We start from the raw sequence: 16,991 nt of genomic DNA on the forward strand, positions 1-16,991 counted from the left end.
CGGTCGCCCCCCCTGGTCAGCCCGCATTCCACCGCCGCCTCCGGCTGTCGCCGAACCACGTTGCCGCATCCGCCCGCGGTAGGACATACTCCGGTTCCCCCCACAACCCGCACCACCCCGGCTCCACCTCAGACCGACATTTCTCATTCCCGTGGGGGGAATCGCCCGATGGGCCCATCTTTGCGTGCCGCGCGCGCCCTTGTCCTGCTCGCCGGCTTCTATCTGCTGAGCGTCGTCCTGCTCGCCGCCCTCTGCGCCCTCGACTGGGCGGCGTTCGAGTGGACAGCGGGCGGCGTCGCCACGAAGTTGTTCGTCCTCAGCGTCGTACTGGCCGTCCCGATCGTGCGGGGCATGTTCATGCTGCGCACGCCGAAGGACGAGGGCCTGGCCGGACTGCCGGTCGACGACACCCACGAACCCCGGCTCTGGGCCACCGTCCGTGACATCGCGCAGCAGGTCGGCACCCGCGCGCCCGACGAGATCGTGCTCACCGGCGACGTGAACGCCGCGGTCAGCGAGGACGCCAGGTTCCTCGGCCTGGTCGGCGGAAAGCGCCGGCTCTATCTCGGCCTGCCCCTGATGACCGGCCTGTCCCAGGCCCAGCTGCGTTCTGTACTCGCCCATGAGATGGGCCACTACGGCAACTCCGACACCCGCCTCACCGCGATCACCGCGCGCGGCCGCATACAGGTGATGCGCACCATCGCCCACTTCCAGGAGCGGGCGGGCAGGACCGTCGCCAAGGAGCAGGCGCGCCAGAAGAAGAAGGCGGCGAAGGCCCTCGCCAAGGGCAAGAAGGCCAAGAAGATCGACACCGGAGGCGCGGGTGTCACGTACCGCGCGATGGCGGCGATCTACACGGCGTACGCGAAGTTCTACATGCGCGCCACCCTCTCCGGCGCCCGCCGCGAGGAACTCGCGGCCGATGTCGCCGCGGCCCGGATCGCAGGCCGTGACGCGACCGCGTCCGCCCTGCGCGAGCTCCCGGCCCTCGACGCCGCCCACGGCTTCTACATGAACGCGTACGCCACGCTCGGCGTCGAGGCCGGAATGCTGCCGCTGCCCGGCCAGGTCCTGGGAGGCGTACGGCATCTGCTGGCCGCCCGCCGGGACGAGCTGGACGAGATGCGCGGCTCCCTGCCGACCGAGCCGTCCTCCCCGTACGACTCGCATCCGCCGATCGCGGAGCGCGTCGCCCGGATCGAGGCGCTGCCGGACGACGGACGTGCGTCGGAGCCGGTGGAACCGTCTCTGGCCCTGCTCGCCGATCCCGAGCGGGCGCTCGCCGCCGTGGAAGAGGCAGTCCTCACACCCGAGGCGCTGGGGCTGCGCCGTGCCGACTGGCCGGAGCTGGTGCACGAGTCGATGGCGTCGTACACCGAACAGTCGGCGCAGGAGTTCGGCGCGGTGGTCGCCGAGGCGACCGGCGGCGACGGATCGCTCCCCGCCACGCTCGACGCGATCGACGCGGGTGCGCTGTGGCAGATCGCGGACCGGCTGCCCAAGTCCGAGGAGGCTGCCGCGGCGACCGGCCGGGCGGCCCGCGAGTTCGCCAGGCCCCGGCTGCGGCTCGGCCTGTCGCAGCTGGTCAGCAACGAGTGCGTACGGCAGGGACGGGCCCGCTGGCAGCTGTCCTGGTCCGACTCCGCCACGCTGGAGCTGCCGCACGGGTACGCGCAGGAGCTCCCCGCGGCACTGGACGCCGCCGTGGCAGACATCCCGGACACCGAGCCGCTGCGCAAACTGCTCACCCCGTGACCTCCCTGCACCTTCCCGGATTGGACCGGTACACCCTGTGGCACGACTGATACCCCTGCTGGCGATCGCGTTCTGCGTCTACGTCTGGCTGAAGGCGCGGAAGAACACGGCGTCGCCCGACGACGCCTCCGGCGCCGCCCCCTCGGCGTCCCGCAAGCGCCGGAGCCGGAAGTCCGACCCGGCGAGGGCCGCCGCGGAGCTCGGCTTCGTCCCGGCCGACGCGCTCGACACCGCACACGCCGCCGCCCCCGACCCGCACGACGAGGAGGTACGCGCCACAGTCCGGGCCGGGAACTGGCAGGCGGGCGCCGACTTCCTCGCGGGCGCGGGCCGGGACTGGCAGGAACGCTACCGGCGTGCCGGCGTCCTCCAGGACGAGGCCGCGGCCGACGACACCTGGCTGCTGGCCTGGCGCACCGCGCAGCCGAAGGACGGGGGCGCCGCCCTCGTGCACGCGGGCGCGCTGATCAGCGTGGCCGCGGACATCCGCGGTGCGAAGCAGGCGAAGTACACCACGCAGGAGCAGTTCGCCGGCTTCCACCGGATGATGGCCCAGGCCCGGGTGGCCTGCCACGAGGCCCAGGAACTGGCGGGCGACGACCCGTGCCCGTACATCGCCGAGATCTCCTGCGCCCTGGGCCTCGGCTACGGGCACGACGACTTCCGCGCCCTGTGGGCCGAGATCGAGAAGCGCGACGCACACCACCTCGCGGCTCACACCTCGGCGCTCCAGTACTGGTGCCGCAAGTGGCGCGGCTCGCACGAGCTGGCCGAGCGTTTCGCGCGCGAGGCGGCCGCGAAGGGCGCCCCCGGCCGGCTGCTCTCCTTCCTCCCGCTCTACGCCGCGTTCGAACAGGAGACGGCGGAGCAGGACGTGGATCCGGACGTGTTCTACAAGAGCCCCGAGCTGATCGCCGCGGTCGACGCCTGCCTGATCGACGTGGCGGCCGCCGCGGAGGCCGCCCCCGGGGACCGGCGGATCGTCCATGTCCGCCACCTGCTCGCCTGGCTGCTGTACTGGCAGGACCGGTACGAGGAAGCCGTGGAGCAGTTCCGTGCGGTCGACGGCCATATCGACAGCGCCCCGTGGACGTACTCCGGGGACCCGAAGAAGCGCTACGTCCAAGCCCGCGACTTCAGCGCCGCACAGGTCTTGGCGGCGGGCGGGAACTGACCGGTGCGACGCAGCGGGGGCGCCGGAATCCGCGGCGCCCCCGCTGCGTTGTAGGGACTGCACACCCACACCCGGAGGAGCCCCCGCATGTTCCTGCACCGCCGCACCCCGCAGCTCCCCACCCCGGAGGAGGCCCTGAAGGGCCGCCCCACCCCCGAATTCACCGTCCCGTCCCGCCACACGGTCCTCGGCAATCCGCTGCTGGGCCCGTACCCGGAGGGTCTGGAGGTCGCGGACTTCGCGCTGGGCTGTTTCTGGGGCGCCGAGCGCACATTCTGGCAGACGGACGGCGTCTGGACGACGCTCGTCGGCTACCAGGGCGGCTACACGGAGAACCCCGCGTACGAAGAGGTCTGCTCGGGCCTGACGGGGCACACGGAAGCGGTCCGCGTCGTCTTCGACCCGAAGATCGTCTCGTACGCCGAGCTGCTGAAGCGCTTCTGGGAGTCGCACGACCCGACGCAGGGCTTCCGCCAGGGCAATGACGTGGGTACGCAGTACCGCTCGGCGATCTACACCCACTCCCCCGAGCAGGCGGCAGCCGTGACAGCCTCCCGCGAGGCGTACCAGAGGGTCCTCACGGGCTCCGGCTACGGCGAGATCACCACGGAGATCCTCCCGGCGGAGGGCCGCACGTTCTGGCCCGCGGAGGCATACCACCAGCAGTACCTGGACAAGAACCCGGCGGGTTACTGCGGGATCGGCGGGACGGGTGTGTCCTGCCCGATCGGTGTGGCACCGGCGCCGTCCGGCGACTGACAGCGGCGTACTCACCCACCCTCCGACAGCGCCTCATCAAGGCGCTGTCGGGCCCGGACTCTCAGCGGGACACGATGGCCGCCGAGATCATCATCGGACCGATGACCAGGACCACGAGCCGTTCCAGGGCGAGCAGGGAACGCAGACCCGACAGCAGCCGTGTGAGCGGCCGGATGCCCCGGTCCGCCGAGGCGAGTCTGGTCATCCGTATCGGCTGCGCGTCCGGGGTCCGACGGGCGCGCTCGACGGCGTACCGGCGGATGAGGCGGTCGGCCTCGGCGCCGGTGAAGCTCAGCCTCGTGCCGGACGCGTCGGTGTCGGTGACTACGAGATACGTCGTGGCGCCCCCTCGATGGACCTCTTTCCAGGTGCGTACGGACCGCAGGGCGTGCAGGTCGATCGTGCGGGGGCCGGTCCGGGTGCGTGCGGTGAGGAAGCTCGCGTCGGGGCCGTACCGGTGACCGCGGCGAGGCCCATGACGATGAGGGCCGTGCGCGTACGGATACGTCTGCGCGAGGCGGGACGCGGGATCACCGTCCCGTCCATTTCCCCGGTACGCGCGGTCAAGGGGTCCGGCATGAGGAAAGGTTGGTCACCTCGCCCCGGCCGGTCACCGTTTCCGGCAGAGAGCGACCATCGCACGAAGAGGAGTTCCCCACCGATGGCGAGCGAAGGCCGCAGCACTCCTGCCGCCCCGGGCCGGCCGGCCCTGGTTCATGGCCAACGAACTTCTCGCGTTCATCGTCGAGTTGGTGGCGCTGGCTGCTCTGGCCTGGTGGGGTTTCACCACCGGGGACGGTGCGGCTGCTCAGCTGGTGCTGGGGCTGGGAACCCCGGCGGTGGCCATCATGCTCTGGGGGATGTTCGCCGCCCCTCGCGCCCGCTTCCGGCCGCCTCTCGCGGGAGTTCTGCTGGTCAAGGCGGTGGTGCTCGGTGGTGGCGTGTACGCGGTGCACGCGGTGGGGCATCCGGTGGCAGCGGTGTTCTTCGGCGTCGTCGTGGTCGTGAACACGGCCCTGGCCCAGACCCTTCGGCGCCGCACACCGCAGCGCGGAGCGCCGGCTGCCTGACGTGACACCGGCCCGGCCGCGGAAGGCGGCCGGGCCGGTGTCACGTCGGATCGGCCGGATCAGATGAGCCCCTGGGCGAGCATCGCGTCCGCGACCAGTTCGAAGCCGGCGATGTTGGCGCCCACCACGTAGTTGCCCGGGCTGCCGTAGCGCTCCGCGGTCGTGTAGCAGGAGTCGTGGATGTGGCGCATGATCTCCGCGAGCCGCTCCTCGGTGTGGGCGAACGTCCAGGAGTCGCGTGAGGCGTTCTGCTGCATCTCCAGGGCGCTGGTGGCCACGCCGCCCGCGTTGGCCGCCTTGCCGGGGGCGAAGGCGACGCCCGCGTCCTGGAGGATGCGTACGGCCTCCGGGGTGGTGGGCATGTTGGCGCCCTCGGCGACCGCCTTCACGCCGTTGCGTACGAGGGCCAGGGCGTCGGCCTCGTGCAGTTCGTTCTGCGTGGCGCAAGGCAGGGCCACATCGCAGGGAACGTTCCAGAGGCCGGCGCCGGGGACGAACTTGACGTGTTCGCCGCGGCGCTCCGCGTAGTCGGAGACCCGGCCGCGGCCGGCCTCCTTGATCTCCTTGAGCAGGGCGAGGTCGATGCCCTTCTCGTCCACGACGTACCCGTTGGAGTCGGAGCAGGTCACCACGGTCGCGCCGAGCTGCTGGGCCTTCTCGATCGCGTAGATCGCAACATTGCCCGAGCCCGACACGGCGACGCGCTGCCCGTCGAGGGACTCGCCGCGGCTGCGGAGCATCTCGGCGGTGAAGAGCACACAGCCGTACCCGGTCGCCTCGGTGCGCGCCTGGGCACCGCCCCAGCCCAGGCCCTTTCCGGTGAGGACACCGGACTCGTAACGGTTGGTGATCCGCTTGTACTGGCCGAACAGGTAGCCGATCTCGCGGCCGCCGACACCGATGTCACCGGCGGGGACATCGGTGTACTCGCCGAGGTGACGGTGGAGCTCGGTCATGAACGACTGGCAGAACCGCATGATCTCGGCGTCGGAGCGGCCCTTCGGGTCGAAGTCGGCGCCGCCCTTGCCGCCGCCGATGGGCATGCCGGTGAGCGCGTTCTTGAAGATCTGCTCGAAGCCGAGGAACTTCACGATGCCGAGGTTGACCGAGGGGTGGAAGCGCAGCCCTCCCTTGTACGGTCCGAGCGAGCTGCTGAACTCGACCCGGAAGCCGCGGTTCACATGGATGTCGCCGGAGTCGTCGGACCACGGCACCCGGAAGATGAGCTGGCGCTCCGGCTCGCAGATGCGCTCGATGATCCGGGCGTCCACGAACTCGGGCCGCTGTTCGAGGACCGGGCCGAGGGTCTCCAGGACCTCCTGTACCGCCTGATGGAATTCCTTCTCGCCCTGGTTGCGGCGGAGAATTTCCGCATACAGCGGCTCGATGACACTCATGTGGGTCATACCTTCCGTGGGTCGGCATCGCGCGCGTGGGTGCCCCGTCCCGGGGCACCAGCGGTCCCCCTCCCCATTGAGGGCGTCGCCCAGACATCGCACGCTCTGCGGCTCACGAAAGCGACGTACAGAACCGTTGTGGCATATCGATTGTCCCCATGGCCCCGGAAAATCGTTCACCGCGTCCGTATTCTGAGCCGGGTCTACGACTCCGCCGGGCGGCGCAGCATCCACAGCCCCGCCCCGGACGCGAGGACGACCACGCCGGAGACGACGCTCAGCGCGATGTGCAGACCGCTGTCGTCCATGAGGAAGTTCAGGGAGACATTCGCGGCGATCGCCGCGCAGAGCACGATCCAGAGCAGTGCTTTCATGGGCTTTGCCTTCCGTTGTCGGGTGATGGATCCATTCTCCCGGCACGTATCCGTCGTCACGAGGGACCGGTCCCCCACATCCGTGGTGTAGCCAGCTGAACCACCGTGCGGTTCGAACGGTCCCGTCAGGGCTTGCGAGGTGGGGTTCGCGTCCCGGCATCGCGTACAACCTCCGCCGACACGAAGTCGACCACCCCGGGGAAGTCAGCAGTCGGCTGCGCTGCTCGGCCCGCCGGGTCCGAGCGTCACCACCCCGATCGCGATCCGATCGGACAACCGATCGCCCGCGGGCGACTTCACCCGCTCCGGCCTCGCCACCAACGCGCCGGTGATGCTCGTCTTCGATACATGACGGTAGGCATCACGCCGTTCCTGCAATGCGCCGTTGCAGAGCGAGGAGTGATCTCGCAGCATCTCACCGAGCGCCCGGCCCTGCCGGACGGTGGGCCGCATGAGGAACTTGTACGCACGAATCACCCAGCCACCCCCCTTCGGTCAGTCCGATCAACATAGCTGGCGCCACTGAGACCGCAGAGCACTCCGGCGCTCCGCACCTCCGGGACGGTTCAGTCGGTGACGCCGAGGTCCTGACGCATCAGTTCCCGCATCGTGTCGAGGCAGGGGTCGGCCGCTCTCAGGTCCTCCAGGGCCCGTTCGACGCTTTCGCCGTCACGGGCGAGGCCCCGGTCCAGGCGTTTGATGGCGGCGTCACCTGCGGCAAGGACCCGGTTGAGGTCGCGGGATGCCTCCAGTATTCGTTCGGGGACGATCATCTGAGCCTCGGCGTAGCGGTCGCGGTGGTCGAGGCGGGCCTCTTCGAGCTGGGCACGTTCCTGCTCGGTGTAGACGTCGTCGCGGATGCGGTGCAGGGCGTCCTTGAGGAGTGTGTGGAACTGCCTGGAGGCCCGGTTCATGGCCGTGTACTGGGCACGTCGCTCTTCGAACTTCCGCTGCTCACCGGCCAGTCGGGCCTCTTCGGCGCGCTGGCGTACGGTCAGGCGCTGTGCGAGCACCGGGGAGAAGAGGGTGCCGAGCACCCCGACTACTGCGGTGATCATGGCGGTGACGGCGGCGGTCATGACTGCGAGATTAATGCGGCGTACGGGGCAGCAGGAGAGCGGTCCCGGGCACACGGTGACGGGCAATCGGACATGATGCCGTCATGACCACGTCGCCGGGGCACAGACGTAACCGAAGCTGTTCCGGGCCGGCCCTACCGGCCGTCCGCACACCGCCCGGACCGGGGCATCCGGGACCCGCCGGGCCGTACGCCCATCCGGCTCTCCCGCCCGTCCCCGGGCAGCGCGTCGCGCCCCGAATCCCACCGCGTGTGGGCGACATGCGTCGCTATCTCGCCGTCGGCCTCGACTGCTACCTCTGCCTGGTCACCGGCGGCTTACTGGCCCGGCCGCACGTGGACACGGCCGCCATTCCCGGGACCGTCGGTCTGCTGCTCGGCCCGACGCTCGCGCTCTCGTTCCTCAACCAGGTGGTCCTCACCGCGATCGCCGGGGGCGGCGCGGGCAAGCTGATCATGGGGATACGGGTGATCGAACTGCCCGACGCCGGGCGCCCGGGGCCCTGCCGGTTGGTGCGGCGCTGGTTGTACGGACTGTGCCGGCTGCCGCTGCAACCCTGGTACGCCCTGCGCTCGTGCCTAGCGGGCCCCGGCGCCCTCTCCCTCAGCGCCTTCTGGAGCAGCGGGCGCGACGATCCGGTGGGCCTGCGCCAGGTCCGCCACAGCGACCTGATCGCCCACCGGAACGCCGCAGCCGGACACCGCTGAGGCCGGGCCGCGCCACCGCCGACAGACGTACCGGGCGAACGCCGAAGGCGGCGGCGCCGCGGATCCGAGGGGATCCGGGTGCCGCCGCCTCCGTACGGGATTCGGGACTTCGGGGAGGGGAGAGGTGCCTGCGGGTCAGGCCTGGGAGCCCGCCGTCCACTGGTCCCAGCTCATGTTCCAGCCGTTGAGGCCGTTGTCGGGGGTGATGGTCCTGTCCGGGGAGTTCTTGACGATGACCACGTCGCCGACGAGGGAGTTGTTGTAGAACCAGGCGGCCGGCTGGTTGGGGTCGTTCGCGCCCTTCACGTCGGCGAGGCCGACGCAGCCGTGGCTGGTGTTGGCGCTGCCGAACGGCGCGCCCCAGTAGTTGCCGTGGATGAAGGTGCCCGAGGTGGACAGCCGCATGGCGTGCGGCACGTCCTTGATGTCGTACTCGCCCTTGCCGTCGCCGTCGGTGAAGCCGACCGTCGCGCCGTCCATCCGGGTCTCCTTGAACTTCTCGGAGATCACCATCTGCCCGTTGTACGTGGGGTTTTCAGGGGAGCCGGCGGAGATCGGGATGGTCTTGATCGTCTTGCCGTTCTGGGTGACGGTCATCGTCTTCGCGTTGGCGTCGACCGTCGAGACCTGGTTGCGGCCGACCTTGAAGGTGACCGTCTTCTGCTGCACGCCGAAGACGCCGTCCGCGCCCTCGACGCCGTCCAGCGCCAGCTTCATCGTGACGGTGGAGCCGCCCTGCCAGTACTGCTCGGGGCGCAGGTCGAGACGTTGCGAGTTGAACCAGTGGCCGACGACTTCCTGACCGCTGCTGGACGTCACGGTGATTGCGTCCTGGACGGCCTTCTTGTCCGTGATCGGCTTGTTGAAGTTGATCGAGACCGGCATGCCGACGCCGACGGTGGAGCCGTCCTCGGGCGTGAAGTTGCCTATGAAGCTGTTGGCGGGCGACACGGTGGTGAACGAGGAGTTCTCGTGCGCCTCGCGGCCCTTGGAGTCCTTGGCCGTCGCGCTGATCTTGTACGTGGTCGAGCGCTCCAGCTGGACGTCCGGCTTCCAGCTCTTGCCGTCGGTGGCGAGCGTGCCCTTGACGGTCGCACCGGCCGACGTGGTCATGGCGACCTGGGACAGCGTGCCCTTGGTGACGGTGACCTTGGCGTCGTTGTTGATGCTCGCGTTGGTCGCACCGTTCTTCGGCGAGATCGTGATCTGCGCCTCCGACGCGTCCTGGGCGGCTGCCTTGTCGACCTCGGCCGCCTGCGAATTCTTCGAGCCCTCGGCGCTCGCGCCGTTGTCGTTGCAGGCAGTGAGCACCAGAACGCCACCGAGCAGTGCGGACGCGGCCATCAGGCCCTTGCGCCGCTTGCTGTCCGTCATCACACGTTTCTCCATCGTTGCCTAATCCCCAAAAACCCCGAGCAGAGCCGCCGACCGGCGTAACCCGTCAATGTTCCTAGAACCCATGGAAGGGGTCTTCCGTTCCACATCCAAGAGGGATGTGGGGAACAACACTCATCGACGCATCCGCGTCGGCGGTGGTTCCCGGTGCCGGTCGCGTATATACGGCCGGTACGCACGACGGCCCCGGTCCGCGGAAAGCGGGCCGGGCCCGTGGCTCACCGCCTGCTAGATCCGCCGCTCCGCACCGCCGCTCACGCCGCTGTGCTCGCCGTCGTCCTCACCATTGTGCAGGACGTCGCCGTCGCCCCCCTCGTCGTCCTCGTCGTCGAGGTCCCAGCCGCCCGGGTCGTCCGGGTCGTAGTCGACGATCTCGCTGCTCCAGGACGCCTGGGTGAGCTCGACCCCCGGCACCCCGCTGACCAGGTCGAACGGATCGACGAGGGAAGCGAGGGCCTCCGCTCCGTCCTCCCGTACGGCCGCCTCGGCCTGCATGCGTTCCTCGGCGGACTCACCGCCGGGCTCCCCGTACTCGGCGGCGATGGACTCCAGTGCGGTACCGCTGAGGGCGGCGGGGTCCGTGATCTCCAGCACCATTTCGACCTGAAGTCGAACAAACCGTGATGTCTCAGAAGTGCTCATGTGCCGGAGCGTAAGCTCCCCGCCCTCGCGACTTTCCTGCGACCCGCTGCTTTTACTAGCATCGGCGTACAGGCCTAACTCACGGCTGTGACAAGGGGGATCGATTCCGTGGCCATCGCTCGCCGCCCGCTCCTGACCGCCACCGCTGCGGGCACGTTGCTGGCCGCCCTGTGGTTCGTCCCGTCCGCCAACGCGACGGACGATTCGGCCGGCACGCCGGGCGCACGGAGCCGACAGGTCACCGCCGCCGTGGACACCGCGGCCGGTCCGAGGCTCGCCGACACCGGGACCGGGGTCGACAACACCCCGTATCTGATCGGCGGCACGGCGTTCCTGGGCATCGGCGCAGCGTTCGTCACCTACTCGGTACGCCGCGCCGACGCCCTGTCCGTCTGACCCCCTGCCGGACCTACGCCAGCGGTCCGGTCACCGGCTCGACCGCCGCAACCAGCTTCCCGGCGCGTACGAACGCGTCCGCCGCGGCCAGGTCCGGAGACAGGAAGCGGTCCGGTCCCGGGCCCTCGACGCCTGCCGCGCGCAGCGCCTCGATGGCGGCCTGCGAGGCCGGCGCGGGAGTGAGGCCCTGGGCGGCGCGCAGTTCGATGGCGCGGGTCGCCGCGTACAGCTCGACGGCGACGATCCGGGCGAGGTTGTCGACGGCGGTGCGCAGCTTGCGCGCGGCCGACCAGCCCATGGAGACGTGGTCCTCCTGCATCGCGGAGGAGGGGATCGAGTCGGCCGACGCGGGGACGGCGAGCCGCTTCATCTCGCTGACCAGGGCGGCCTGGGTGTACTGGGCGATCATCAGGCCCGAGTCCACACCCGCGTCGTCGGCGAGGAACGGCGGCAGCCCGTGCGAACGGCTCTTGTCCAGCAGCCGGTCGGTGCGACGCTCGGTGATCGAACCGAGGTCGGCCGCGACGATCGCCAGGAAGTCGAGCACGTACGCGACGGGGGCGCCGTGGAAGTTCCCGTTGGACTCGACCCGGCCGTCGGGCAGCACGACGGGGTTGTCCACGGCGGAGGCCAGCTCTCGGTCCGCGACGATCCCGGCGTAGTCGAGGGTGTCGCGTCCGGCGCCGTTGACCTGGGGCGCGCAGCGCACGGAGTAGGCGTCCTGGACACGGGGCGCGTCGTCCTGATGGTGGCCGGTGAGGCCCGATCCGGCCAGCACCCGCAGCATGTTGTCGGCACTGACGCCCTGGCCCGGATGCGGGCGGATGGCGTGCAGTTCCGGGGCGAGCACCTTGTCCGTGCCGAGCAGCGCCTCCAGGGAGAGGGCGGCGGTGATGTCGGCGGAGGTGTAGAGCCTCTTCAGGTCGGCCAGGGCCATGACGAGCATGCCGAGCATTCCGTCGGTGCCGTTGAGGAGGGCGAGGCCCTCCTTCTCACGCAGCTCGACCGGGGTGATGCCATGGGCGGCGAGCAACTCACCGGCGGGGCGCACGGTGCCGTCGGGGCCCTCCGCGTCGCCCTCGCCCATCAGCGTCAGGGCGCAGTGGGAGAGCGGAGCCAGGTCGCCGGAGCAGCCGAGCGAGCCGTACTCGTGGACGACGGGGGTGATGCCCGCGTTGAGGACGTCGGCCATGGTCTGCGCGACCTCGGGCCGTACGCCGGTGTGCCCGGAGGCGACCGTCTTCAGTCGCAGGAACATCAGGGCGCGGACGACTTCGCGCTCGACCCGCGGGCCCATGCCGGCGGCGTGCGAGCGGACGATGTTGCGCTGGAGCTGTGCGCGCAGATCCTGGCTGATGTGCCGGCTGGCCAGCGCCCCGAAGCCGGTGGAGACGCCGTAGACCGGCTCGGGCTTGGCGGCGAGCGCGTCCACGATCTCGCGGGCGGCGGCGAGTGCGCTCACGGCGGCCGCGGAGAGCTCGACACGAGCGTTGCCGCGGGCCACGGCGATGACGTCCTGGGCGGTGGTACCGGACGTCCCCACCACGACTGTATGCATATCCATATTCAGAAGCGTACGGATTGAATCCCTTCATGTCACTAGTGGTCGTACGGTTGGCCCCTTACCGATCCGGTCACACGGTCAGGGCCGACTGCCGCGCAGGTGGCGGCGGTCGTGCGGGGACTTCGGCGGCAAGTCGGCCAGCCGGATCACCTCGCCGTCGCGCCCCGCCACCACCGGCTTCGTGGAGCGGGCCGCCTTCGCCCGGTACTGGGCTGCGTCCGCCAGCCGGAACAGCCGCCGCGCCGACACCACCGGGCCGATCGGATCACCGGTCGACGCAATCCCGCACGCCACCCCGTCACCGAGCTCCAACTCGGCTGCCCGTTCGCAGAGTTCGGTGGCCACCCGGATCACGTCGTCCGCCTCGGGGCCCACCGCGAGCAGGCAGAACTCATCGCCGCCGAGCCGGGCCGCGAGCGCACCGGGCAGCATGGCACCACAGCGGGACAGCACCGAGCCGAAACGTTCCAGCAGACGGTCGCCGACCGCATGGCCATGGGTGTCGTTGACCCGCTTCAGACCGTTGAGGTCGCAGACGACCAGGCTGACCACTGCCCCGTCCGTCCGATGCTGCTCCACCGCCTCGTCGAGCCGCACGTCGACTGCGCGGCGGTTGGCCAGCCCGGTGAGCTGATCGGTGAAGGCGAGCTTGCGGACCTCTTCCAGCCGCTCGGTCTGGGCGATGCCGGCAGCGACGACGGCAGCCAGCACGGTCGCGAAGTCCGCGTCCTCCCGCCCGAACACCGGCTCCCCCACCGGGCGGGCCACATACAGCTCGCCCCAGGCCCGCCCGTGCAGCACGATCGGCGCCACCACGCAGCAGCCGCGCCTGCGGCGGCGCAGGGCGGCCATCCGCTCGTGGCAGTACACATGCCCGTACCCCCGCGCCCCCGCACCCCCGCCCTGCATGCCGCCCACCGGGCCGTCGGCGGTCTCGACCCAGGCGTCCGGCTCACCGCCCCCGGCCCACCGTTCGTGCAGGAACTCGGTGATCTCCGGGAACTGGTGCACCGGGTACGTCTCCTCCTCGGGGAACTCCTCCTCCCCTTCGGCCCGTTCGCCCGCGTTGACCAGCACGCGCAGCCGCCCGCGCCCGCGCTCCCAGACGGAGAGCGCGGCGAAACTGCCGCCCAAGGCCTCGCACGCCCCCAGCGCAGCCGCTCGCCACGACCCCCGCGGGGTGTGTGCCGCCGCCATCGTCTGCGCAAGCGAAACCACGGCCCGCAGCCGCGCATCATCACCACCCATCGCTACAGCTTATGTAGTTTTGTGTTGATTTGATCAGCTTGGGGCGTCGGCAATGTTCGCTGCGCGTCCTTGCACATACACAACATCACTCGCCGGGCCAGTTCGGCTTCCTCTTCTCGTTGAACGCGGCCACACCCTCGGCCCGGTCGCCGGAGAAGGCCACCGACCGCCAGGCGGCGTCCTCGACTTCGAGTCCGGCCCGGAGATCGAGGCCGTGCCCGAGCCGCAGCGCCCGCTTGGCGGCCCGCAACCCCACCGGGGAGTTGGCGGCGATCCGGCCCGCGAGCGCCAGCGCGGCCTCGCGGTCCCGTCCCGCCTCCACCAGCTCGTCGACCAGCCCCGAATCACGGGCCTCGGCCGCCTCCACCCGCCGGGCCGTGAAGACCAGCTCGGCGGCGCGCGCCGCACCGATCCGCCGCGGCAGCAACTGCGTACCGCCACCACCCGGAATGACACCGACCGACACCTCGGGCAGGCCCACCACCGCCGTGCGGTCGGCGACGATCAGATCGCAGGACAGAGCCAGCTCGAATCCGCCGCCGAGCGCGAAGCCGTGCACGGCCGCAATCGTCGGCATCGGCAGTTCGAGTACGCCGGTGTACGCAGCGCGGGCGGTGGGGCGCTGGCGCAGCAGCTCGGCGTCGGTGAAGGAATTGCGCTCCTTCAGGTCCGCGCCCACACAGAAGGCCCGCTCATGGCTGGAGGTGAGGACGGTGACCCGTACGCCCGGGTCGGCGGCGAGCGCGGCGCAGGCGGCGGCGATCGAGCGGGCCATGTCCGTGGACACGGCATTCATCGCCTTGGGCCGGTCGAGGACCAGCTCGGCGACGTGTTCCTGCCCCTCGTGGACCCGTACGACGACAAATTCCCCGAACCGCTGCTCGGACGTGACGGTCATGACTGCACCCCTCCGGTTAACGATCGTTACCAGGGGGATCCTATGGGGCGCCGCGATCAGCGGTCCGGGGTGTTGTCAGGACGTGCCCCGGCGCGCCAGCAGCCAGGGCTCCACGACGCCGAGGCCGCGCACCGGGCGCTGCCACATCGGCTGCAGCCCGTAGCGGTACCTGGGCACGGACGTCGACTCCACGCCGGTCTGGCGCTCCTTCTCGGCCACCGCGGCCTCCTCCGCCGCCTGCGCCTCGGAGGACGGAGCGTCGCCGGTACGGATCAGCTCCTCCGCGAACGCCCCGTCCACCAGCACGGCGTCCTTCGGCGCTATCGAGGTCAGCCGGCTGGCGAGGTTCACCGTCGTACCGAAGACATCGCCCATTCGGGTGGTGACCGTGCCGAAAGCGATGCCGACGCGCAGCGCGGGCATGGTCTCGTCCTGGGTCATCGCCTCGATCAGGCGCAGCGCGATCTCGGCCGCGGTGCCTGCGTCGTCTGCGGCGTAGAGGACCTCGTCGCCGAGGGTCTTGATGAGCCGGCCGCCGTGGGCGGCGACCAGGTCGGCGCAGGTGGTCTCGAACGCCTCGACCAGCTCGCCGAGCTCCTCCTCCTCCAGCCGCCGGGTCAGCCGGGTGAACCCGACGAGGTCGGCGAAGCCGACGGCCAGGCGTCGGTCGACCATTTCCTCGTCGTCGGCGGCCTGCACGACCCGGCCGGTGGCGGCGGCGAGCTGGCGCCGCCACACGTACACCAGGAACTCCTCCAGCTCCGGGAGGAGCAGCTCGACCAGCGGATACGTGACCTCGGTCCGGGTCATGCCGGGCTCGGGCGGCTCGGTCAGCCCCTCCAGGAAGGAATCGATCTGCCACTCCGCCAGCCGGGCGGTGGTCTGCCCGGTGGACCGGGCCACCTGGATCGCCATCGGCTCGCTGAGCAACCCCGCCTCGACGAGACCGGCGAGCCGGCGCAGCGCCAGCACATCGGCCTCGGTGAGCGCCCTGGCCTGCCCGATGTCGGCGAAGCCCATGGCCCGCCAGAACCGGGAGGCCAGGTCCATCGAGACGCCGGCGGTACGAGCCGCCTGGAACGGCGTGTAGCGCCGGTCGGCGCCCAGGATCAGCTGTTCCAGCCGGATCGCGAGGGGATCGTCGGTCGGTTCCGCCGTATGGTCGACTTCGTGATGCGGTGTCGGGTGGACCGAGGGGTCCGACGGGGGCTCCGCGCCCGCGCCGGAGGTCGTGTCGTCGACGGTCACCAGCCGCCTCCTGCCCGTTCCCTGCGCACTGCCCTGCCGATCTGTCGGTGGATCGCCTCAACGATACGGCAGGTGTGCCGTGGCTCACGTCGCTAGGTCTTCCCGGAATGTTCCTGGGTGGGCCGGGGGCGTGGGTGGTTGCGGCCGGTGGGGGGTTTCCAGGAGGGCAAGGGCTCATGAAGTCTTCCCGGAATGTTCCTGGGTGGGCCGGGGGCGTGGGTGGTTGCGGCCGGTGGGGGCTTTCCAGCAGGGCAAGGGCTCATGCCCCCGGTACGTGTCCGGGTGGGGCCGGGGGCTGAGCCAAGGGCGCGCACGCCGTAGCGGGCTTCGACCGCACCGTCGCCCTCAGGTCAGGCCGCCGCCGACGCCCCGCAGGTGCACGATGTCGCCCGCCGATACGGGTTCCTGGAGGCCGTCGTCGGTGGACAGGATCAGTCGGCCGTCGCCGTCGATCGCCACGGCCTCGCCGGTGAGCGTGCGGTCTCCGGGCAGCTGGGCACGTACCGTCCGGCCGAGCGTCGCGCAGCCCGCCGCGTACGCCTCCTGCAGGCCGCTCGCCGCCGCGTCGCCGTCCGCCGCGCGCCACTGGCCGTACCAGTGCTCCAGCGAGCGCAGTACGCCCCGCAGCAGCGTCTCGCGGTCGGTGGAGACCGCTCCGGCCAGGGCCAGCGAGGCGGCCGTGGGGACGGGGAGTTCGTCGGTGCGCAGGGAGACATTGAGGCCGATGCCCACGACGACTCCGTTCCCGGCTCGCTCGGCCAGGATGCCGCCCGCCTTGCGTTCCTCGCCCAGTGGGGTCTCCCCTGGACGGAGCTTGTCGGAGTCCTTGGGGATAGTCACGAGGAGGTCGTTGGGCCACTTCAGTGCCGTGTCGACGCCTGCCGCGCGAGCCAGACCCGTCGCCGTCGCGACGCCCGTGAGCAGCGGCAGCCAGCCCCACCGCTGAACGGGGACGTCACCCGGCGTCACGAAGACGGAGAAGAACAGGCCCGAACGGGCCGGAGCCGTCCAGGTGCGGTCGAGGCGGCCGCGGCCCGCGGTCTGTTCCTCGGCGACCAGCACGGCGCCTTCGGCGAGCCCCTCGGCCGCGCGCCGGGCAAGGTCGGAGTTGGTGGACCCGGTGGTCTCCACGACGTCGAGCGAGGTCCACAGCCCGCCCGGCCGCAGCAGCCCGCGGCGCAGCGCGGGGACGTTCAGGGGCGGTCGGTCCAGATCCGACCAGCGGCTGTGAGGCGCATCCGAAGGTGTCATGCAAGCCAGACTAGGTGTGGCAAACGACGCA

17 protein-coding genes and 1 pseudogene are annotated in these 16,991 nt (G+C 70.8%); 6 read left to right on the top strand and 12 right to left on the bottom strand.

Translation table 11 applies throughout. From position 1 onward, the window contains the following. Positions 1 to 168: 168 nt before the first annotated feature. The 3 genes from OG953_RS16325 (at position 169) to msrA (ending at position 3,691) form a co-directional block, all read left to right on the top strand. Positions 169 to 1,758, top strand: coding sequence for a M48 family metallopeptidase (locus OG953_RS16325; protein ID WP_405685019.1), 1,590 nt, complete (start codon positions 169 to 171; stop codon positions 1,756 to 1,758). A gap of 37 nt (positions 1,759 to 1,795) precedes the next feature. Then, positions 1,796 to 2,932, top strand: a complete 1,137-nt coding sequence (locus tag OG953_RS16330) for a hypothetical protein (RefSeq protein ID WP_405685020.1) — start codon at positions 1,796 to 1,798, stop codon at positions 2,930 to 2,932. Positions 2,933 to 3,019: 87 nt separating this feature from the next. Beyond that, the gene (msrA, locus tag OG953_RS16335; RefSeq protein ID WP_405685021.1) at positions 3,020 to 3,691 is read left to right on the top strand and encodes a peptide-methionine (S)-S-oxide reductase MsrA; all 672 of its coding nucleotides are present in this window, start codon (positions 3,020 to 3,022) and stop codon (positions 3,689 to 3,691) included. A gap of 61 nt (positions 3,692 to 3,752) precedes the next feature. On the opposite strand, the gene OG953_RS16340 is transcribed toward msrA, so the two are convergent. Further along, positions 3,753 to 3,896 carry a hypothetical protein gene (locus tag OG953_RS16340; RefSeq protein ID WP_405685022.1) on the bottom strand — a complete coding sequence of 48 codons (144 nt, stop codon included), beginning with the start codon at positions 3,894 to 3,896 and terminating at the stop codon, positions 3,753 to 3,755. 511 nt (positions 3,897 to 4,407) lie between these two features. Between OG953_RS16340 and OG953_RS16345 the strand changes: the two genes are divergently transcribed. Further along, the gene (locus OG953_RS16345) at positions 4,408 to 4,761 is read left to right on the top strand and encodes a YrdB family protein (RefSeq protein ID WP_405685023.1); all 354 of its coding nucleotides are present in this window, start codon (positions 4,408 to 4,410) and stop codon (positions 4,759 to 4,761) included. Positions 4,762 to 4,820: 59 nt separating this feature from the next. Here the strand turns inward: OG953_RS16345 and gdhA are convergent, their stop codons facing one another. The 4 genes and pseudogenes from gdhA to OG953_RS16365 all read right to left on the bottom strand — a co-directional run bounded on the left by gdhA (position 4,821) and on the right by OG953_RS16365 (position 7,611). Further along, on the bottom strand, positions 4,821 to 6,158 hold the full coding sequence (gene gdhA, locus OG953_RS16350) for an NADP-specific glutamate dehydrogenase (RefSeq protein ID WP_405685024.1): 1,338 nt from the start codon (positions 6,156 to 6,158) through the stop codon (positions 4,821 to 4,823). 203 nt (positions 6,159 to 6,361) lie between these two features. Beyond that, entirely contained in the window at positions 6,362 to 6,532 is a 171-nt protein-coding gene (locus OG953_RS16355) for a hypothetical protein (protein WP_405685025.1), read from the bottom strand. Positions 6,533 to 6,862: 330 nt separating this feature from the next. Beyond that, positions 6,863 to 7,009, bottom strand: a pseudogene (locus OG953_RS16360) (RNA-guided endonuclease TnpB family protein); the annotation flags it as partial. Between the two features lie 89 nt (positions 7,010 to 7,098). Further along, a complete protein-coding gene (locus tag OG953_RS16365) occupies positions 7,099 to 7,611 on the bottom strand; it encodes a hypothetical protein (protein WP_405685027.1) in 513 nt (170 codons plus the stop codon). Between the two features lie 260 nt (positions 7,612 to 7,871). Here OG953_RS16365 and OG953_RS16370 point away from each other — a divergent pair, with 260 nt between their 5' ends. After that, positions 7,872 to 8,318 (top strand): RDD family protein, encoded by a 447-nt coding sequence (locus OG953_RS16370; protein WP_405691863.1) that lies wholly within the window; start codon positions 7,872 to 7,874, stop codon positions 8,316 to 8,318. Positions 8,319 to 8,453: 135 nt separating this feature from the next. Here OG953_RS16370 and OG953_RS16375 read toward each other — a convergent pair whose 3' ends face one another. Together OG953_RS16375 and OG953_RS16380 are read right to left on the bottom strand one after the other, a co-directional pair. Then, positions 8,454 to 9,707, bottom strand: a complete 1,254-nt coding sequence (locus tag OG953_RS16375; protein WP_405685029.1) for an Ig-like domain-containing protein — start codon at positions 9,705 to 9,707, stop codon at positions 8,454 to 8,456. Between the two features lie 234 nt (positions 9,708 to 9,941). Further along, complete coding sequence (locus tag OG953_RS16380; protein ID WP_405685030.1) at positions 9,942 to 10,355, bottom strand: hypothetical protein; 414 nt, start codon at positions 10,353 to 10,355, stop codon at positions 9,942 to 9,944. Positions 10,356 to 10,463: 108 nt separating this feature from the next. On the opposite strand from OG953_RS16380, the gene OG953_RS16385 reads away from it, so the two are divergent. Beyond that, a complete protein-coding gene (locus tag OG953_RS16385; protein ID WP_405685031.1) occupies positions 10,464 to 10,751 on the top strand; it encodes a hypothetical protein in 288 nt (95 codons plus the stop codon). Positions 10,752 to 10,764: 13 nt separating this feature from the next. Here OG953_RS16385 and hutH read toward each other — a convergent pair whose 3' ends face one another. The 5 genes from hutH to OG953_RS16410 all read right to left on the bottom strand — a co-directional run bounded on the left by hutH (position 10,765) and on the right by OG953_RS16410 (position 16,960). Continuing rightward, entirely contained in the window at positions 10,765 to 12,315 is a 1,551-nt protein-coding gene (hutH, locus tag OG953_RS16390; protein WP_405685033.1) for a histidine ammonia-lyase, read from the bottom strand. 78 nt (positions 12,316 to 12,393) lie between these two features. Beyond that, positions 12,394 to 13,563 carry a diguanylate cyclase domain-containing protein gene (locus tag OG953_RS16395; protein WP_405685034.1) on the bottom strand — a complete coding sequence of 390 codons (1,170 nt, stop codon included), beginning with the start codon at positions 13,561 to 13,563 and terminating at the stop codon, positions 12,394 to 12,396. 85 nt (positions 13,564 to 13,648) lie between these two features. After that, a complete protein-coding gene (locus OG953_RS16400; RefSeq protein WP_383075548.1) occupies positions 13,649 to 14,461 on the bottom strand; it encodes an enoyl-CoA hydratase/isomerase family protein in 813 nt (270 codons plus the stop codon). A gap of 75 nt (positions 14,462 to 14,536) precedes the next feature. Further along, positions 14,537 to 15,709, bottom strand: a complete 1,173-nt coding sequence (locus tag OG953_RS16405) for an adenylate/guanylate cyclase domain-containing protein (RefSeq protein WP_405685035.1) — start codon at positions 15,707 to 15,709, stop codon at positions 14,537 to 14,539. Positions 15,710 to 16,054: 345 nt separating this feature from the next. Next, positions 16,055 to 16,960: a biotin--[acetyl-CoA-carboxylase] ligase gene (locus OG953_RS16410; RefSeq protein ID WP_405685036.1), complete on the bottom strand. Its 906-nt coding sequence runs from the start codon at positions 16,958 to 16,960 to the stop codon at positions 16,055 to 16,057. Positions 16,961 to 16,991: the final 31 nt, after the last annotated feature.

This window comes from Streptomyces sp. NBC_00057, assembly GCF_045041165.1.
In the GTDB taxonomy this organism is placed as follows: Bacteria; Actinomycetota; Actinomycetes; order Streptomycetales; family Streptomycetaceae; genus Streptomyces.

Bases quoted from the DNA above. Each gene is read 5' to 3' on its own strand.
- OG953_RS16325 (WP_405685019.1), top strand. From the start codon at position 169: ATGGGCCCATCTTTGCGTGCCGCGCGCGCCCTTGTCCTGCTCGCCGGC.
- msrA (WP_405685021.1), top strand. From the start codon at position 3,020: ATGTTCCTGCACCGCCGCACCCCGCAGCTCCCCACCCCGGAGGAGGCC.
- OG953_RS16340 (WP_405685022.1), bottom strand. From the start codon at position 3,896: ATGACCAGACTCGCCTCGGCGGACCGGGGCATCCGGCCGCTCACACGG.
- OG953_RS16345 (WP_405685023.1), top strand. From the start codon at position 4,408: ATGGCCAACGAACTTCTCGCGTTCATCGTCGAGTTGGTGGCGCTGGCT.
- gdhA (WP_405685024.1), bottom strand. From the start codon at position 6,158: ATGAGTGTCATCGAGCCGCTGTATGCGGAAATTCTCCGCCGCAACCAG.
- OG953_RS16355 (WP_405685025.1), bottom strand. From the start codon at position 6,532: ATGAAAGCACTGCTCTGGATCGTGCTCTGCGCGGCGATCGCCGCGAAT.
- OG953_RS16365 (WP_405685027.1), bottom strand. From the start codon at position 7,611: ATGACCGCCGCCGTCACCGCCATGATCACCGCAGTAGTCGGGGTGCTC.
- OG953_RS16370 (WP_405691863.1), top strand. From the start codon at position 7,872: ATGCGTCGCTATCTCGCCGTCGGCCTCGACTGCTACCTCTGCCTGGTC.
- OG953_RS16375 (WP_405685029.1), bottom strand. From the start codon at position 9,707: ATGGAGAAACGTGTGATGACGGACAGCAAGCGGCGCAAGGGCCTGATG.
- OG953_RS16380 (WP_405685030.1), bottom strand. From the start codon at position 10,355: ATGAGCACTTCTGAGACATCACGGTTTGTTCGACTTCAGGTCGAAATG.
- hutH (WP_405685033.1), bottom strand. From the start codon at position 12,315: ATGGATATGCATACAGTCGTGGTGGGGACGTCCGGTACCACCGCCCAG.
- OG953_RS16395 (WP_405685034.1), bottom strand. From the start codon at position 13,563: ATGGGTGGTGATGATGCGCGGCTGCGGGCCGTGGTTTCGCTTGCGCAG.
- OG953_RS16400 (WP_383075548.1), bottom strand. From the start codon at position 14,461: ATGACCGTCACGTCCGAGCAGCGGTTCGGGGAATTTGTCGTCGTACGG.
- OG953_RS16410 (WP_405685036.1), bottom strand. From the start codon at position 16,960: ATGACACCTTCGGATGCGCCTCACAGCCGCTGGTCGGATCTGGACCGA.